A 14,462-nucleotide genomic window follows, 5' to 3' on the forward strand; every position below is an offset into this window, starting at 1 on the left:
GACGGAGGTCGCTGCAAGCATCCTGTGCACCGACCTCCATGGGAACCTGGCACTTCAGGCTGGTTGTGCCGCACAGCCTCTAATAGCGCCGCGCCAGAGCATTCACGCATTGAGCGTAGACGGCGATGACTCGCGGTGACGCGAAATTGATCTGCATGTCACTGGTAAAAAACCAGTATGCATCCCGTTGACCGTGCACGATGTCGCCGGCGTCCACAAGCTGCCGCGCGAGATCGGCAGCCATCCGACTCAATTGGATCCGCTCGTGCCACTCGGCGTGATGATCGTGGCGCCGCAGCCAGATCCTTGTGCTTTCGACGAGATGATCGATCTGCAGCCATGCTCCCCTGGAGCAGAAGGCAAAGATTTCAGATAACGCGAGGAAACAGAGCAGCTCTGTTTTCAGCTCCAGGCGGTGCATGTCACAATCCGTAGTATCGTCGCGACGCTGGCGACCGTGCGTCGTCGCGCACATCTGAAGATTCGTGATTTATTGGCGCGCTGTAAAAGCAGCCGCTCGAAAGAGTTCCCGGCAGCAAGTCAGCATAGGTGAACGGGCCGCGGCCTCTCCGCCGGATCGCGCCATGGGCCCGAGCCGGATATACCTCAGGCCGTTTTTCGACGTGGGCGGGCGCCAACGGCGCTCTTTGTCTTGTAGGTGACGCCATGCTGCTCAAGGTATTCGCGAATCAGTTGGCGCACCACCTGTGAGGGCGTCAGATCCTGCGCTGCGCACAGTTTTTCGAACGCCTCCTTCTTCACAGGATCGATCAGAATCGTGAATCGCGCGCTTTTCGTTTCCATGATGGGGAGCGACATCCAAGTATGTTAATCGAATTATAATACACGACGTGATCCGGGTCACCATCTTGACGCCACGAGCCCACCACGCGCCGTCGATTCATGAATCGCTCGCCTATACGCCGCCAATGAACGGCCTCGAAGCACTTCGAGGGGCAGGCCATCTCCGCACTAGCGTACGGCCCTGTCCCGCAGGTAGTTCTGGCCTGCCGGGGTAATCGACACACCGCCTCGCCCATTCGCGGGGACGGACACCAACCCGGCGTTACGCAGCTCCTGCGCGACCGACCAGTTTAGCGTAGGCGCATCGCGGCCGTATCGTTGCTGGGCCAGACGCTCCAGCGCCCAGACGGCCGCGTGGGTCAAGGTGCTGCGTTCGTTGTCGCTTCCTGCCGTCATCTTCTTTCCTCGGGAACGCGCCTGCTTGAAAAAGCGCGGATTGGCCTGGTGCCATTGTTAATACATCGCAATTGAGTGCACTCAGCTCGCCTGTCCGTATCGGTTCCAGTTAAACCTCTTGCCGTACTCGATGCGCGTGGCCGTCGCATGGAGATTCACCGCATGCGTGGAACCGAGCGCGCGCGCCCGGTCGAGCATCGTTGCCAGGGACGGAAGCTCATCCGCTCCTTTCCACGCAAAAACGGTGACGTTGTGTTCGCTGCCTTCGGAGGGCGCCAGCGTCACCGCGCCCGCAAAGACTTCTCTGAGCGAGCGAAGGTAGCGATGGAAATCCGGTTCGTCCGTCACCAGATTGGCCACCATGACCCCGTTGTCACTCAACCGGCGACGGCAGGCCTCGTAGAACGTCTTGCTACCCAACTCGGCGGGCAGTCCGTCGGCATTGAAACCGTCGACCAGCAGCACGTCGGGCCGGTAATCCGGAACCGTGACGTACTGCGCGCCGTCGGCACAAACCACCCTGAAGCGTTCGCTATCGCGCGGCACATGGAACCGGTCGCGCAGCGCGATCACCTGGGGGTCGATTTCGACGACGGCAATCACGGTGTCGGGCAAGTGGCGATAGCAGTATTTCGCCAGCGAGCCGCCACCCAGACCGATCATCGAAATGCGGCGCGGGAATGGCTGGAACAGCAGGAAACCCATCATGGTGCGCGTATAACCCAGCGCAAGGGCATACGGATCGCGCCGCAACATGGTGCTCTGCACCCCGCGCGCATCGAAGTACAGTGAAACCACCTGGTCGTTCTCTATGACCAGCGGCTTGCTCGCCTTCCTCTTTCTTTTCATGTGTGTGGTCGAAAACCGATGCGGCGGCAATCGGCGGGGGTGTGCGCTGTGTTTCGCATCGGCCGGTCAGCACGCTTCCTGCAAGCGCAGGATGGCCGAAAGCGCCTCAACCGCCACGATTTCGTCAGGCCCCGTCGCCAGGATGCGCACATGCGCGCCGGGTCTGGCCCGAAGCGACATGATTGACATGACGTCCTTGGCGTTGACGCACCGACCGTTCGCCATGCAGACGATATCGCTGGCAAACCGGGCGGCATTGACCGCGAGCCGCGCCGACTCATGCCCGTTCAAACCCCATCGCCCGTCTACCTGAATCAATGCCTCGACCAACCCGCTCCCCTTGTGCGTAATTCGTGACCTTGGGCGCTCCGCCCCCACGTCGTCGCGCTCAGTGCATGAAACCTGCTGCGACCTCGATAAAGAAGGCGCGCAGCAGTGAATCCCACGTTTCATCGCGTAGTGCAATTTCGGCCGTGTCGAGCCGCCTCATCTCCCGGTCCAGATACACCGCGCGAAGCGATCTGGGGCGCGGTGGGCCGACAAAGAACTGCCCGTCATCGTCCAGAAACAGACACGGCCTTTGCCTGTAGCGGGCGCCGAACAACGAGGTCGCATCCTGAACGTGCCGAGCAGATTCCTTCTGATAGACGAAGATCACGTTAATCCCGCATTCCTCCAGCCGATCGCAGATATCAGAAAACCGGTACAGCATCTGGAATCCGCGTTCGCCCGCCTTGCCCACGCCGATGACGATCAGCCCGCGGCGGCCCATCACGTCCCGCAGATACAGGTGCGTGTAGTCATGGGACAGTAGTGGAACACTCGTATCGATCACGTCAACCTCCCTGCCGTGCGCAGGCATATACCCCGTTTCGCGCAAGCCCGGCCCGCAATGTGACCGGCAGGATTCCCGCCTAATCGCGCATTATTATTACCATTTCAGGATAAGTCAATGATAATTTCATTATCATGATTTGACGCTTTTGCCGCCTACTTTTACTACCAGTAGTCCCGGGCCTGCCGATGGAATTTCCACGCGAAACCGGGTGCCTCCGGCGTTGAGTGGCACCGCAACCGAGCGTGGACCGATCCCCTCGCTTGAGCGGTGGCCTGAAGTGCCAGTCGATGGGTATCGCCTTGCGTGCGCAAACTCGCTTGCCGGGGCTGGCTCGTCGCCGGCGTGGCCGCCTTTGCGCGTTGCCTACCGGTCCAGCCAATAAACGCGCGCGCGCAGGTCGTCAACGAGGGGTACGATGGCCAGCACAATCAGCAAGCCCGCAAGCGGCACCGTCGCGGCGTAGCCGATGTGCTTGAATCCCATGGCCCCTGTGATGCCCCCGAGAAAGAACATCGCCAGCATCGTCATGTGTACTTTCAGCTTTGCCCGGTTCGCCAGCACAAACGGCTCAGTGGGTTCGCCCCTCGATGAATTCCAGTAGAAAAGCTTGCCGAGCTCGATGCCGATATCCGTCACGATGCCCGTCATGTGGGTGGTACGGATTTCCGCACCCGACAGCTTCGTGATCATCGCGTTCTGCAGACCCATGATGAAGCAGAGGAGCACGACGGTTGCCGGCACGAACAGGGTTTCCCACAGGGCAAGATGGCTGCCGAGCAACCCGAAACAGAGCAGCAGGACAGCCTCGATCAGCAACGGCGACGCGTACTGACTGTTCAGCCGCCGGCGCCGCCCCCAGTTGACGAGCACGGCGGAACAGGCGGCGCCCAGCAGGAACGAGATCAGCGATCCGATACCCGCCAGAACCAGTGAAAGATCGCCCAGTGCGGCCTGGTCGGCAATCGCAGAGACCACGCCGCTCATATGGGATGTGTATTGCCTCACTGCCAGGAAGCCGCCGGCGTTGGTCGCGCCAGCCACGAACGCAAGCGAGAAGCCAAGCCGCCTGTTGGCCTCCGTGCTGCGATCCTTTCCCGTCAGGGTCCGGAAATAGTGTGCTGGCATCAGGTATCGACTCGTGTGTCCGCGTATCCGGACCGCGCCTCGGTATAAGCGGAGACCGGTGCTGCAAGCTGTTTTCTGAAATTCCACGCGTAGGGTGAAACCTGTATTTCCGGCGCGTCCTGAACGAGCGCGGCATGTTCTCCGCTCACGTCGACGGATCATCACGTGTGGAACCGGAACAATAAAGCTGCTAGGATGATAACGCAATTATCATTAACTGCTAACTTGATGTCCCTGTTGGAGAACCCCTCCGGAAGGTGGTCAACGCGCGGGATGCCGCGGTTGCATACGTCGCAGCACGATGCAGCGGCGACGCGGTTCATGGTGACGGGGACGGCGGGGGCCCGGCAGCCGGATGAACGCCGAGGCGCGCCGCATTGAGGAGATGTGCCATGCCGTTTGATGACACGCTTGAAAAGCACCGCATAGCGGGCATCTCGTTGCGTAAGGGGATATGTAGCGGGATGCGAGGCAGGATGCCCGGGCGCGTGAAAGTCGTCATAAGACCGTACCGGGATGGCTCGACCTCTACGCCCGCGCGAAAGCCATCGCGAAATCGATGGGACTCGGCCTGTACCGGTATGTCAGAAAAATGGAACGTCATCAGCGGGCAGAGGCCGTTCCGGGATACCCCTCGCCCAACACACTGACCGTCGAACAGGACGTCTGACGGCACCGGAGACAACGCCGATGGAACATCTGCTGGTCGTCCATTACATGCTGCTGGTGGTCGGAGGTTGGCTGGTAGTTGGGGTTCTGGGACTCGCGAACCTGCGCCGCACACGCGTGGTGGCACACGGCCTGTTTCCACTCGGCGCCATATTCGGTCTGCTTCTGTGCGGGCTGGGCCTGACCGGCGTTTTCTCAAATCCCCAGCAGGCCGTTCTGCCGCTCGGCTTGCCGGATCTGCCGTTTCATCTGAGGCTCGACAGCCTGTCAGCGTATTTCCTCACTGTGCTCGGCGTGGTGAGCACGGGCGTAAGCGCGTTCTCCGCCGGTTATTTCCGCAAGGGCGAAGGCACGCCACCCGGATTGCTGTGCTTCGAATATCACGTGTGCCTCGCGAGCATGGCGGTACTGCTGCTGGCCGACGATGCGTATTGCTTCATGGTGGCATGGGAGACGATGACGCTGTCGGCCACGTTCCTGGTGATGACCAGTCACCGCGTCGCTGAAATCCGCCGGGCGGCCTGGCTCTACTTCCTGATCTCCCACGTCGGCGCACTCGCGCTCCTGCTGTGCTTCGGCCTGTTGCAGGCGAATACCGGCAACTACACGTTCGCCAATATGCGCGAGCAGCATCTGGACGTGTTCTGGGCGTCCGTCGCGTTTCTGCTGGCGCTGTTCGGTTTCGGCGCAAAGGCGGGCATTTTTCCGCTGCATGTCTGGCTTCCTGAGGCTCATCCGGCAGCACCGTCACCGGTGTCGGCCCTCATGAGCGGCTTCGTCCTGAAAGCCGGCCTGTATGGCGTGTTGCGCACCGTGTTCGACCTGCTGCACGTACAGATCGCATGGTGGGGCGTGCTCATGCTGATGCTCGGACTCTTCACCGCGCTGTTCGGGGTGGTATTCAGCGCCATCCAGACGGACATGAAGCGGCTGCTTGCGTACTCGTCGATCGACAACATCGGCCTGATGTTTGTCAGCATGGGGCTGGCGATCCTGTTTCGCGCGTACGGGATGAACGCGCTGGCCGCCTTGTCGATGACGGCCCTGCTCTACCAGATCGCCAGCCACGCGGCCTTCAAGAGCCTATTGTTTCTCGGCACCGGTTCCGTGCTCCACGCGACAGGCGAGCGCAATCTCGGGCGCCTGGGCGGCCTGATCCGTTTCATGCCGTGGACGGCGTGGGCCGCTCTCGTGGGCGCGTTTGCCAGTGCGGGCCTGCCGCCATTGAGCGGCTTCGTCTCCGAATGGCTGCTGCTGCAGAGCTTTCTGTTCACCCCCGGCCTGCCTGACCCGTTCCTGAATATGGTGGTGCCGCTCGTGGCCGCGCTGATTGCTCTCGTGGCCGCGCTCGCGGGCTACACGATGGTCAAGTTCTTCGGCATCGTCTTTCTCGGTCAACCTCGCGAAGCGAAGTTACGCGAGGCACGGGATGCGAGTCCGTGGGAGCGCGTCGGCTTCGCGTGGCTCGCAGCGACATGCGTGCTGCTCGGGCTGTTGCCGGTGCAGTTCGTGATCGTTCTGGATCGCGTCACGCAGATGCTGGTTGGCGCGGGCATCGGATCCACCGTCGCACGGAACGGCTGGCTGCTGCTCGCACCCACCAGTGTGGGCCGTGCCAGCTACATGCCGCTGGTTTTCCTGCTGTTCTTCTTTGCCTGTTGCGGGCTCGGGTGGCTGCTGGTTCGCCGTCTTTACCATGGACGCCTGCGGCGGGCGGCACCCTGGGCCTGTGGCTTTCCGTTCGTGAACGCGCGCATGCAGGACACGGCAGAAGGTTTCGGGCAGCCGATCCGTGAGATCTTCACTCCGCTGTTCAGGATCGAACGGCAGCTACCCTCTCCATTCGACAGCCACCCCGTGTACAGCGTCACCGTGACGGATCGGGCGTGGGCGCTGATTTATGCGCCGATCGAGCGGCTGGTCAGGCGCGTCGCGGCACTGGCCGGGTTGCTCCAGACAGGTCGCATCGCCGTCTATCTGATGCACAGCTTTCTCGTGCTGATCGTGCTGCTGATGCTGGTGAGACGATGATTACGCTCTCCGGATTGCTCTCCCAGGGGCTGGAGATCCTGCTTGCTCTGGCGGCGGCCCCACTGCTGACGGGCTGGGTCAACATGTGCCGCGCCCGCTTGCAGAACCGCCGGGCGCCGAGCATCTGGCAGCCTTACCGGATGCTTCACAAGCTGTTCAACAAGGAGTCGGTCGTCGCCGACCATGCCAGCCCCATATTCCGCGGCGCGCCGTATGTCGTCTGGGCATGCATGACGCTCGCCTGCGCGATCGTGCCCACGCTTTCGACCGATCTGCCGCTCTCGCCGGCCGCGGACGCGATCGCTCTGGTGGGGCTTTTCGCGCTGGCTCGCGTGACGATCTCGCTGGCCGCGATGGACATCGGCACCGCCTTCGGTACGCTCGGCGCGCGTCGTGAGATGCTGGTGGGTTTCCTCGCGGAGCCTGCGCTGCTGATGGTCCTGTTTTCGGCGTCGCTGATCACGCAGTCGACCTTGCTGACCAGCATCGTCGCCACGCTTAGCCATCGCGAACTGGCGATCTATCCGAGTCTCGCGTTTGCAGGGATCGCGTTCACGATGGTGTCGCTCGCTGAAAACGCACGTCTGCCGGTCGACAACCCGACCACGCACCTCGAACTCACGATGATCCACGAGGCGCTGATCCTCGAATATTCCGGCCGGCATCTGGCGCTGATGGAATGGGCCGCGAGCCTCAAACTGTTCGCGTACTCCTGCATCGGGCTCGCCTTGTTCATCCCGTGGGGCATCGCGGAGGCCGGCAACCCGACAGCGCTGCTGCTCGCGATACCCGCGCTGTTCATCAAGTTACTGATAGGTGGCGCGGCGCTTGCGGTAGTCGAGACGACCAACGCGAAGATGCGCATTTTCCGCGTGCCGGAGTTTCTCGCGACAGCGTTCCTGCTGGCTGTCATCGGGATGCTCGTTCACTTTCTGCTGGGGGCGTGAATGCACGGATTCGCCACGCAGATCATCAACTTCCTCGCCGCGATCCTGCTGCTGCTGTCGTTTGCAATGCTCAGCCAGCGCCGGATCCTGTCGCTGATTCATCTGTACACGCTGCAGGGCCTGACACTCGTGTCAGCCAATGTCATCCTGGGATATGTCACCGCCGACGTACACCTCTATATCTCCGCCGCACTGACCCTGGCGCTCAAGGTCGGCCTGATTCCCTGGATACTTTACAGACTCGTGCAACGGCTCAACGTCAAAACGGATGTGGAGTCCCTTCTCAACATTCCCGCCACCCTGCTGATCGGCATCGTGCTCGTGATCGTCGCGTTCAACGTCGCGTCGCCGATCAGCCAGCTTGCCTCGTCGGTCGCGCGCGGCACGCTCGGCATCGCACTCGCCTGCGTGCTGCTGTCGTTCATGATGATGATTACGCGCGCGAAGGCGATCCCTCAGGTAATCGGCTTCCTGTCGATGGAAAACGGCCTGTTTTTTGCTGCGGCCGCGGCCACGAACGGCATGCCGATGATCGTTGAGCTCGGCATTGGACTCGATGTGCTGGTGGGCATCCTGATCCTCGGCGTGTTCATGTTCCAGATCCGCGAGCAGTTCGACAGTCTGGACATTCATCACCTTGAAAAACTCAAAGATGACTGAAGCCTGGGTACTGTTGCTGGTTTTCGGAATCCCGCTCTTCGCAGGCGTCTGCCTCGCGCTCGTGGGACAGCACCATGTCGCGGCCGAGCTGAACGTCGGCTTCAGCTTCCTCACATTCGCGGCCGCCGCGCTGCTCGCCGTGCAAACCGTGGCGCACGGGCCGGCGTTCGCGCTGGGCAAGCTGTTCTTCGTCGATCCGCTCAACGTGTTTCTCGTTGCGCTGACGGCGTTCGTCGGCTGGACCACGTCGATCTTTTCACGGCCGTACATGCGCATCGAGCGGGATCGGGGCAAGATGACCGGCCCGCGCATGCGCCTTTACCACAGCATGTATCAGCTGTTCATCTTCGCGATGCTGCTCGCGCTGCTCACCAACAACATGGGCATCCTCTGGGTCGCCATGGAAGCCGCCACGCTCGCGACGGTCCTGCTCGTCAGCGTCTATCGCACCGCGGCAAGTCTCGAAGCCGCGTGGAAGTACTTCATCCTGTGCGGCGTCGGCATCGCGCAGGCGCTGTTCGGCACGATCCTTCTCTATCTCGCCGCGAGCCGGCAGCTCGGCGGCGGCGATGCACTGCTCTGGACCAGTCTGAACGCGGTCAAAGGGAACCTCGATCCAACCATCATTTCGCTCGCGTTCGTGTTCCTGCTGATCGGCTATGGCACCAAGGTCGGCCTCGTGCCCATGCACAACTGGCTGCCCGATGCGCATGCCGAAGGCCCCACGCCGATTTCAGCCGTGCTGTCCGGGCTGCTGCTCAACGTCGCGCTCTACGCGGTGCTGCGCTGCAAAGTGCTGGCCGATGGCGCACTCCAGAACGGCCTGCCGGGGCACCTGCTGGTCGGCTTCGGATTGGTCTCGGTGCTGATCGCAACCTTTTCACTGTTCCGGCAGAAAGACGTCAAGCGGCTCTTTTCGTATTCGTCGATCGAACATATGGGCCTGATGACATTCGCCTTCGGGCTTGGCGGCCCCCTCGCGACCTTTGCGGGTCTGCTCCACATGACGGTGCATTCTCTTGTGAAGTCGGCCATCTTCTTTACTGTCGGGCATGCGGCCCAGAAGGCCGGCACCCAGGCGATCGACGACATCCGCGGCTTGTTGCGCGTGAGCCCAACCGTCGGGTGGGGCATGATGCTCGGCGCGCTCGCGATTCTCGGCATGCCGCCGTTCGGCGTCTTCGCAAGCGAGTTCCTGATCCTGACGACCGCAATGAGCAAACTCCCGTGGGCCACGCCCTTCCTGTTGCTCGCGCTTGCGGTGGCATTCGCGGCTATCTTCGTGCGCGTGCAGGGTATGGTGTTCGGGGACACGACGGCCAAGGTTCTTGAACACCCGCCGGCGTTGTTGCCGGTGTTTGTCCATCTTGGCATCGGGTTGATGCTGGGACTCTACATTCCGCCCTATCTTGCGACGTGGTATCGGCAGGCGGCGGCCATGATCGCGGGGTGACATATGCGCATCGAGACATTCGGGTTTCCCGACCAGGTCCGCCTGTCCGCGTTTGCGGGCAAGTCGTCGGCTTTTCTCGCGCGTGTCGATTCCGGCACGTGGACCCGCACCGCCAGCACCGTGCGCGAGACGGGGGGGCGTCTGATCTCCCTCTGGGGTGCCGAAGAAACTCCGGGCACATTCGCGATCTCCGCGGCTTACGCGCTGGAAGACGGCATTCTGTGGCTTCAGTTGCGGGTAGGCGACGGGTATGGGAACAGCGACGGATACCCGGATATATCGGCGATCTTTCCATGCGCGACCCGCATGCAACGGGCCGTCTACGATCTGGTCGGGCTGCGAGCGATCGGCGCCGAAGATACACGGCCGTGGCTGAATCATGGCAACTGGCCTGCCGATTACTTTCCGTTGCAAAAATTGTCCTCCGGGACCGAGCGGTTTCAATCCCAGGAAGCGGACTATCCGTTCGTCCACGTCGATGGCGACGGTGTCCACGAGATTGCCGTCGGTCCGATCCACGCAGGTGTGATCGAGCCCGGACACTTCCGCTTCTCGGTCGTCGGCGAAAAGGTGCTGCGCCTCGAGGAGAGGCTGGGCTATGCGCACCGGGGAGTCGAGCGGCTGTTCGAGCACGTGCCCGCGTTCGACGGACACCGTCTCGCGGGACGCATCGCCGGAGACACCACGGTCGCCTTTACGTGGGCCTATTGCATGGCGGTCGAGCGCGCGTTGAATGGGCGGATTCCGCCACGCGCGCAGTGGCTGCGCGCGCTGTTGCTCGAGCGCGAGCGCATTGCAAACCACCTGGGTGATCTTGGAGCGCTCGGCAACGACGCGGGATTCGCGTATGGCCTCGCACAGTTTTCCCGGCTGAAGGAAGACTGGTTGCGCCTGAACGATCGGGCATTCGGGCATCGCTATCTGATGGACCGGATCGTTCCCGGGGGCGTGGCATCGGACCTCGACTCGCAGTTCATCACGGCACTGCAGACGCAGTGCGACCAGATTGACGCGCAAGTGCATGAGATGCAGCGTATCTACGACGATCAATCGGGTCTGCAGGACCGCTTCGCGGGCGCGGGAGTACTCTCCACGAAAGTGGCGGAGCACTTCAGTGTGTGTGGGCTGGTCGGGCGGGCGAGCGGCAGGAAAATTGACGTGCGTGTTGATCACCCTTACGCGCCATACCAGGAGATTCAACCGCAGATAATCAGCGATGACCGGGGCGATGTGGCAGCACGGGTCGCGGTCCGGTTCAACGAAATCTACGAGTCCATCCGGCTGATCCGGACCCTCCTCTCCGATCTGCCGGGCGGTGAAATCGTCTCCCGGATTGAATACGGCGGCTCGCCATCCTGTGGGGTCGGCTGGATCGAAGGCTGGCGCGGTGATGTCTTCGTCGCACTCGAGACCGGAGCCGACGGAACCATTTTGCGCTGTCACTGCCATGATCCGTCGTGGCAGAACTGGCCGGCTCTGGAACACGCGATCATCGGCAACATCGTTCCCGATTTCCCGCTGATCAACAAGTCGTTCAATCTGAACTACGCGGGACACGACCTGTAATGTGGCAACTTCTCAAACAGATCGCGAAAACCGGCACGCCGGATCAACGCGTGCCCTTGGGCGATGATGCATGGCGGGCCGAGGGCCACCGTATCCAGCAGGAAATACTCGACGTGCTCGGCCGGGCGCTGTGCATTCGTGAAATCGACGCGGGTTCCTGCAACGGATGCGAACTGGAAATCCATGCACTCAACAATCCGTACTACAACATCGAAGGTCTGGGTATCCGCTTCGTCGCGAGTCCCCGGCATGCCGACATGCTGCTGGTCACCGGCCCGTTGACATTGAACATGAAGGAAGCGGTATTGCAGGCCTACGAGGCAACACCGCATCCGAAGCTGGTTGTCGCTGCCGGCGAGTGCGCCTGCACCGGTGGCATGTTCAGGGAAAGCTACGCTGTGTGCGGACCGCTCTCGAACTTTATTCCTGTCGACGTCACGATACCGGGTTGCCCGCCGCCACCCGTCGATATCCTGAGAGGCATTCTTGCCGCGCTTCGTGTGAAACGCACGACGCTCGCGCCATGATCACCGGCCATGACATACCTCCCGCGCTGTCCCGCGTCCTGGCGGTCGAGCATGAGTAGCGCCCCGGTCCCCGGCGCCATCGTGATCGTGGCGGCGTGGACGCGGGGACCAGCAGGCACGCGGACTGAACGTGCCGGCCGGCAAACCTCAGGCGACGATGAACGTCGAGGGCGGAGAAGGTTTTGTGTTGGTGGCGGGCGTGCCGGATTCCACACTGTGGCTCGCGCCGGTTTGCGTCGTCTCCCTGACGACGAGAACAGGAATCTGGCAGTGCGTCAGCACCTTCTGGGTCTCACTGCCGAGCAGCAAGGCACGCATGCCGCCCCGGCCGTGGGACGCCATGACAATGAGATCACAGTTTCGTTGCGCTGCAACGTTGATAATTGCCTCGTACGGGTGAGCGTGGTTCCTGATAACCGTATCGCACTCGACAGCGGCCTGGGTGGCCGCTTTTGTGACGACCAGAAGATAGTTATCCGCATGCTGTCGGGTAACCTGAATGAACTGGTCCTCGGTGTCCGCGATCATTTCGGTGCCATACGCCAGGACATGAAATTCGGGGATGACATGGAGCCCCGTGACCTTGGCGCCGCTTTCTGTGGCAAGCTTCACCGCCATCTGGATCGCGGCGTCGGAAAGGGCCGACCCGTCAGTCGGCACCAGCAGATGCTTGAACATACGTTTCTCCCAGCGGCCAGGCCAAATCGCCTTACGTCCTGTTTGAAAGTCTGCCGCGTCTCAGGCACGCACGCCTCTGAATCAAGGCGATTTCTTTCAGTATAGTCAGCTTGAAAATGTCCAGCAGGTTGTTTGATTTCTGTGACAAAGTGCCGCGCACGAACCGGCCCAAGGTTGGATATATTCCAGCGAGGCTAGGTGTCGCTTCCAGTCCGATCGGGGTGCGCCTGACTCACGGCCTGCGGCTTGTCGCAGGCCGTCCTTCCATCGGTTGACGCCTGCCGATGTCACACGCAAAACGAAACGTTGAGCCAGCACAGTGATGGCTCGAGCGTCTTTCCGAAAATCCGTCATGACGCCCGTCAAGTTCATTCTCCGCTACACGGCGGTGCCATTCATGGCGATTGTCGCCGTCGTGTTCTGGGCCTCGTTTCACGCGTCGGCCGAAATCGATGCGCGACAGTACGCGGCATTGTCGAGCGCCTATACGAGCTTCCCCCTCGATCTCCGGCGCGATATTGCGGATGCACTAAAGTCGGGGAGGCTGAGTAAATGGGATTATTCGTCGCTAGTCCGGCAGTCGCTTGACGACGGACTTACTCTTGAGTGGCCACCGGAAAACAAGGCAGACGTTGCCGCGGAACGGGCAAGACTGGTCGCGCTCGTGAAGGCAGACCGGCTTTGAGTCAGGCTACTGGCTGAAACTCCGGGAGCAGCCTGCTGGCGGCCATCGCTGAATCCGGACCAGATAGGGTTCGATAGCTTTTTCCGGCCGTCCAGACGCCGCACACTAGCGGCCAAAAGGAATTCCCGTGGACTGGATCCAGCCCATCCAGTGGGCAAAAAGGATCGACAGGAAAAGCGTAATCGACAGACCGACACGCGTCGCCAGTGACCAGACCATTCTCTGCGTCGTGCCTCGATCATGCATCATGAAGTACAGCGCCGAAACCATGCTGCCAATGATCAGAACGAACGCGATAGGGACGAGAATATGCATGGTTTGCTAGCTTTAGTGGAACGAGGCAGATCCGGGACAGGAAGATCAGGATCGCATTATAGGGTCCGCGTGCGAGCGTACCCGTGACGCGATGCCGCACCGCCTATCCATCGGCCGGTCACGACGGGTAGAGAGAATGATCTTGTGTTTCCCCTCACTGCCAGCCGAACTGACGATGCAGCGACCAAAGTGCGCAATCACATTGGCACCGTAAGCGTGGCGGGGATGAACAAGCCACCGGACAGCGCTATACTTTTACGTTTTCACTGCCGTCGTCTGGCACCGAGGATTTCAAATGAGCGCCTTGCCTCCCTGTCCAAAATGCAATTCCGAGTTCACGTACGAAGATGGGGGTGTCTACATCTGCCCGGAGTGCGCGCATGAATGGTCGGCGCAAGCAGCCGCGCAGGCCGAAACGGCTGACAAGGTTTATCGCGATTCAGCCGGAAATGTCTTGCAGGATGGAGATACTGTCACTGTCATCAAGGACCTGAAACTAAAGGGTTCGGCTGGCGTGATCAAGATGGGCACAAAGGTAAAAAATATCCGGCTGGTGGACAGTGACCACGACATAGATTGCAAGATCGACGGCTTTGGCGCCATGAGCCTGAAATCGGAATTCGTCAAGAAGGCGTGACCCAGGTCCGCAGCACATGAATGTGGTTCGCTAGCGCCGTGTCGTCGTCAAGCTTCGTGTAGTGAAAATTGACGTCGATGCGGCCGCTGCTCTTTCGCCGGCCCCCAACAGTTCGGCAAAGCCAGGCGGCCAGGGAACCGGTCACCGCGAAATTCGAGTTCAGTCGCAAGCACTGCGTCGAAACCCACACCCGCCACCACGACCGCGCCTGGCATGTCCGGCGGGAAGTGAACCCCGAGAAAGCCCCGCGTCTAGGCGACCAGTACGCCTGCCAGCACAATG

The 14,462-nt window shown here is 61.3% G+C and carries 17 protein-coding genes; 8 read left to right on the plus strand and 9 right to left on the minus strand.

Going from position 1 to position 14,462, the window contains the following annotated elements:
• Positions 1-79: 79 nt before the first annotated feature.
• From ACOSV0_RS34875 to ACOSV0_RS34905, 7 genes are all read right to left on the minus strand, one after another.
• On the minus strand, positions 80-421 hold the full coding sequence (locus ACOSV0_RS34875; protein WP_434112403.1) for a hypothetical protein: 342 nt from the start codon (positions 419-421) through the stop codon (positions 80-82).
• A gap of 185 nt (positions 422-606) precedes the next feature.
• A complete protein-coding gene (locus tag ACOSV0_RS34880) occupies positions 607-804 on the minus strand; it encodes a ribbon-helix-helix protein, CopG family (RefSeq protein WP_085481413.1) in 198 nt (65 codons plus the stop codon).
• Positions 805-972: 168 nt separating this feature from the next.
• Complete coding sequence (locus ACOSV0_RS34885; RefSeq protein WP_434112405.1) at positions 973-1,200, minus strand: hypothetical protein; 228 nt, start codon at positions 1,198-1,200, stop codon at positions 973-975.
• Positions 1,201-1,281: 81 nt separating this feature from the next.
• Positions 1,282-2,049: a fused MFS/spermidine synthase gene (locus tag ACOSV0_RS34890; protein ID WP_434116004.1), complete on the minus strand. Its 768-nt coding sequence runs from the start codon at positions 2,047-2,049 to the stop codon at positions 1,282-1,284.
• Between the two features lie 66 nt (positions 2,050-2,115).
• Positions 2,116-2,379: an HPr family phosphocarrier protein gene (locus ACOSV0_RS34895; protein WP_434112407.1), complete on the minus strand. Its 264-nt coding sequence runs from the start codon at positions 2,377-2,379 to the stop codon at positions 2,116-2,118.
• A 58-nt stretch (positions 2,380-2,437) separates the two neighbouring features.
• The gene (locus tag ACOSV0_RS34900) at positions 2,438-2,884 is read right to left on the minus strand and encodes a hypothetical protein (protein WP_434112409.1); all 447 of its coding nucleotides are present in this window, start codon (positions 2,882-2,884) and stop codon (positions 2,438-2,440) included.
• 366 nt (positions 2,885-3,250) lie between these two features.
• On the minus strand, positions 3,251-4,012 hold the full coding sequence (locus ACOSV0_RS34905; protein WP_434112411.1) for a YoaK family protein: 762 nt from the start codon (positions 4,010-4,012) through the stop codon (positions 3,251-3,253).
• A gap of 690 nt (positions 4,013-4,702) precedes the next feature.
• Between ACOSV0_RS34905 and hyfB the strand changes: the two genes are divergently transcribed.
• From hyfB to ACOSV0_RS34935, 6 genes are read left to right on the plus strand one after another with little or no spacing between them, the layout of a single operon-like run.
• Positions 4,703-6,712 (plus strand): hydrogenase 4 subunit B, encoded by a 2,010-nt coding sequence (gene hyfB, locus ACOSV0_RS34910; RefSeq protein ID WP_434112413.1) that lies wholly within the window; start codon positions 4,703-4,705, stop codon positions 6,710-6,712.
• Positions 6,709-7,659 carry a respiratory chain complex I subunit 1 family protein gene (locus ACOSV0_RS34915; RefSeq protein WP_434112415.1) on the plus strand — a complete coding sequence of 317 codons (951 nt, stop codon included), beginning with the start codon at positions 6,709-6,711 and terminating at the stop codon, positions 7,657-7,659. The genes hyfB and ACOSV0_RS34915 overlap by 4 nt, the downstream gene beginning before the upstream one ends.
• On the plus strand, positions 7,660-8,319 hold the full coding sequence (locus tag ACOSV0_RS34920) for a formate hydrogenlyase (RefSeq protein WP_434112417.1): 660 nt from the start codon (positions 7,660-7,662) through the stop codon (positions 8,317-8,319). It begins immediately after the preceding gene.
• Positions 8,312-9,772 (plus strand): hydrogenase 4 subunit F, encoded by a 1,461-nt coding sequence (locus ACOSV0_RS34925; RefSeq protein ID WP_434112419.1) that lies wholly within the window; start codon positions 8,312-8,314, stop codon positions 9,770-9,772. Before ACOSV0_RS34920 ends, ACOSV0_RS34925 begins: the two co-directional genes overlap by 8 nt.
• Positions 9,773-9,775: 3 nt before the next feature.
• Positions 9,776-11,338, plus strand: coding sequence for an NADH-quinone oxidoreductase subunit C (locus tag ACOSV0_RS34930; protein ID WP_434112421.1), 1,563 nt, complete (start codon positions 9,776-9,778; stop codon positions 11,336-11,338).
• The gene (locus ACOSV0_RS34935; RefSeq protein ID WP_434112423.1) at positions 11,338-11,865 is read left to right on the plus strand and encodes an NADH-quinone oxidoreductase subunit B family protein; all 528 of its coding nucleotides are present in this window, start codon (positions 11,338-11,340) and stop codon (positions 11,863-11,865) included. The genes ACOSV0_RS34930 and ACOSV0_RS34935 overlap by 1 nt, the downstream gene beginning before the upstream one ends.
• Before the next feature lie 147 nt (positions 11,866-12,012).
• Here ACOSV0_RS34935 and ACOSV0_RS34940 read toward each other — a convergent pair whose 3' ends face one another.
• A complete protein-coding gene (locus tag ACOSV0_RS34940; RefSeq protein ID WP_434112425.1) occupies positions 12,013-12,543 on the minus strand; it encodes a universal stress protein in 531 nt (176 codons plus the stop codon).
• Positions 12,544-12,895: 352 nt separating this feature from the next.
• Here ACOSV0_RS34940 and ACOSV0_RS34945 point away from each other — a divergent pair, with 352 nt between their 5' ends.
• Positions 12,896-13,228, plus strand: coding sequence for a hypothetical protein (locus tag ACOSV0_RS34945; RefSeq protein WP_434112426.1), 333 nt, complete (start codon positions 12,896-12,898; stop codon positions 13,226-13,228).
• A gap of 105 nt (positions 13,229-13,333) precedes the next feature.
• Here ACOSV0_RS34945 and ACOSV0_RS34950 read toward each other — a convergent pair whose 3' ends face one another.
• Positions 13,334-13,543, minus strand: coding sequence for a twin transmembrane helix small protein (locus ACOSV0_RS34950; protein WP_133665215.1), 210 nt, complete (start codon positions 13,541-13,543; stop codon positions 13,334-13,336).
• A gap of 295 nt (positions 13,544-13,838) precedes the next feature.
• Here ACOSV0_RS34950 and ACOSV0_RS34955 point away from each other — a divergent pair, with 295 nt between their 5' ends.
• Positions 13,839-14,180 (plus strand): zinc ribbon domain-containing protein YjdM, encoded by a 342-nt coding sequence (locus ACOSV0_RS34955; protein WP_434112428.1) that lies wholly within the window; start codon positions 13,839-13,841, stop codon positions 14,178-14,180.
• Positions 14,181-14,462 lie beyond the last annotated feature (282 nt).

The sequence above is a fragment of the Paraburkholderia caffeinilytica genome (assembly GCF_051027425.1).
GTDB classification, from domain to species: domain Bacteria; phylum Pseudomonadota; class Gammaproteobacteria; order Burkholderiales; family Burkholderiaceae; genus Paraburkholderia; species Paraburkholderia caffeinilytica_A.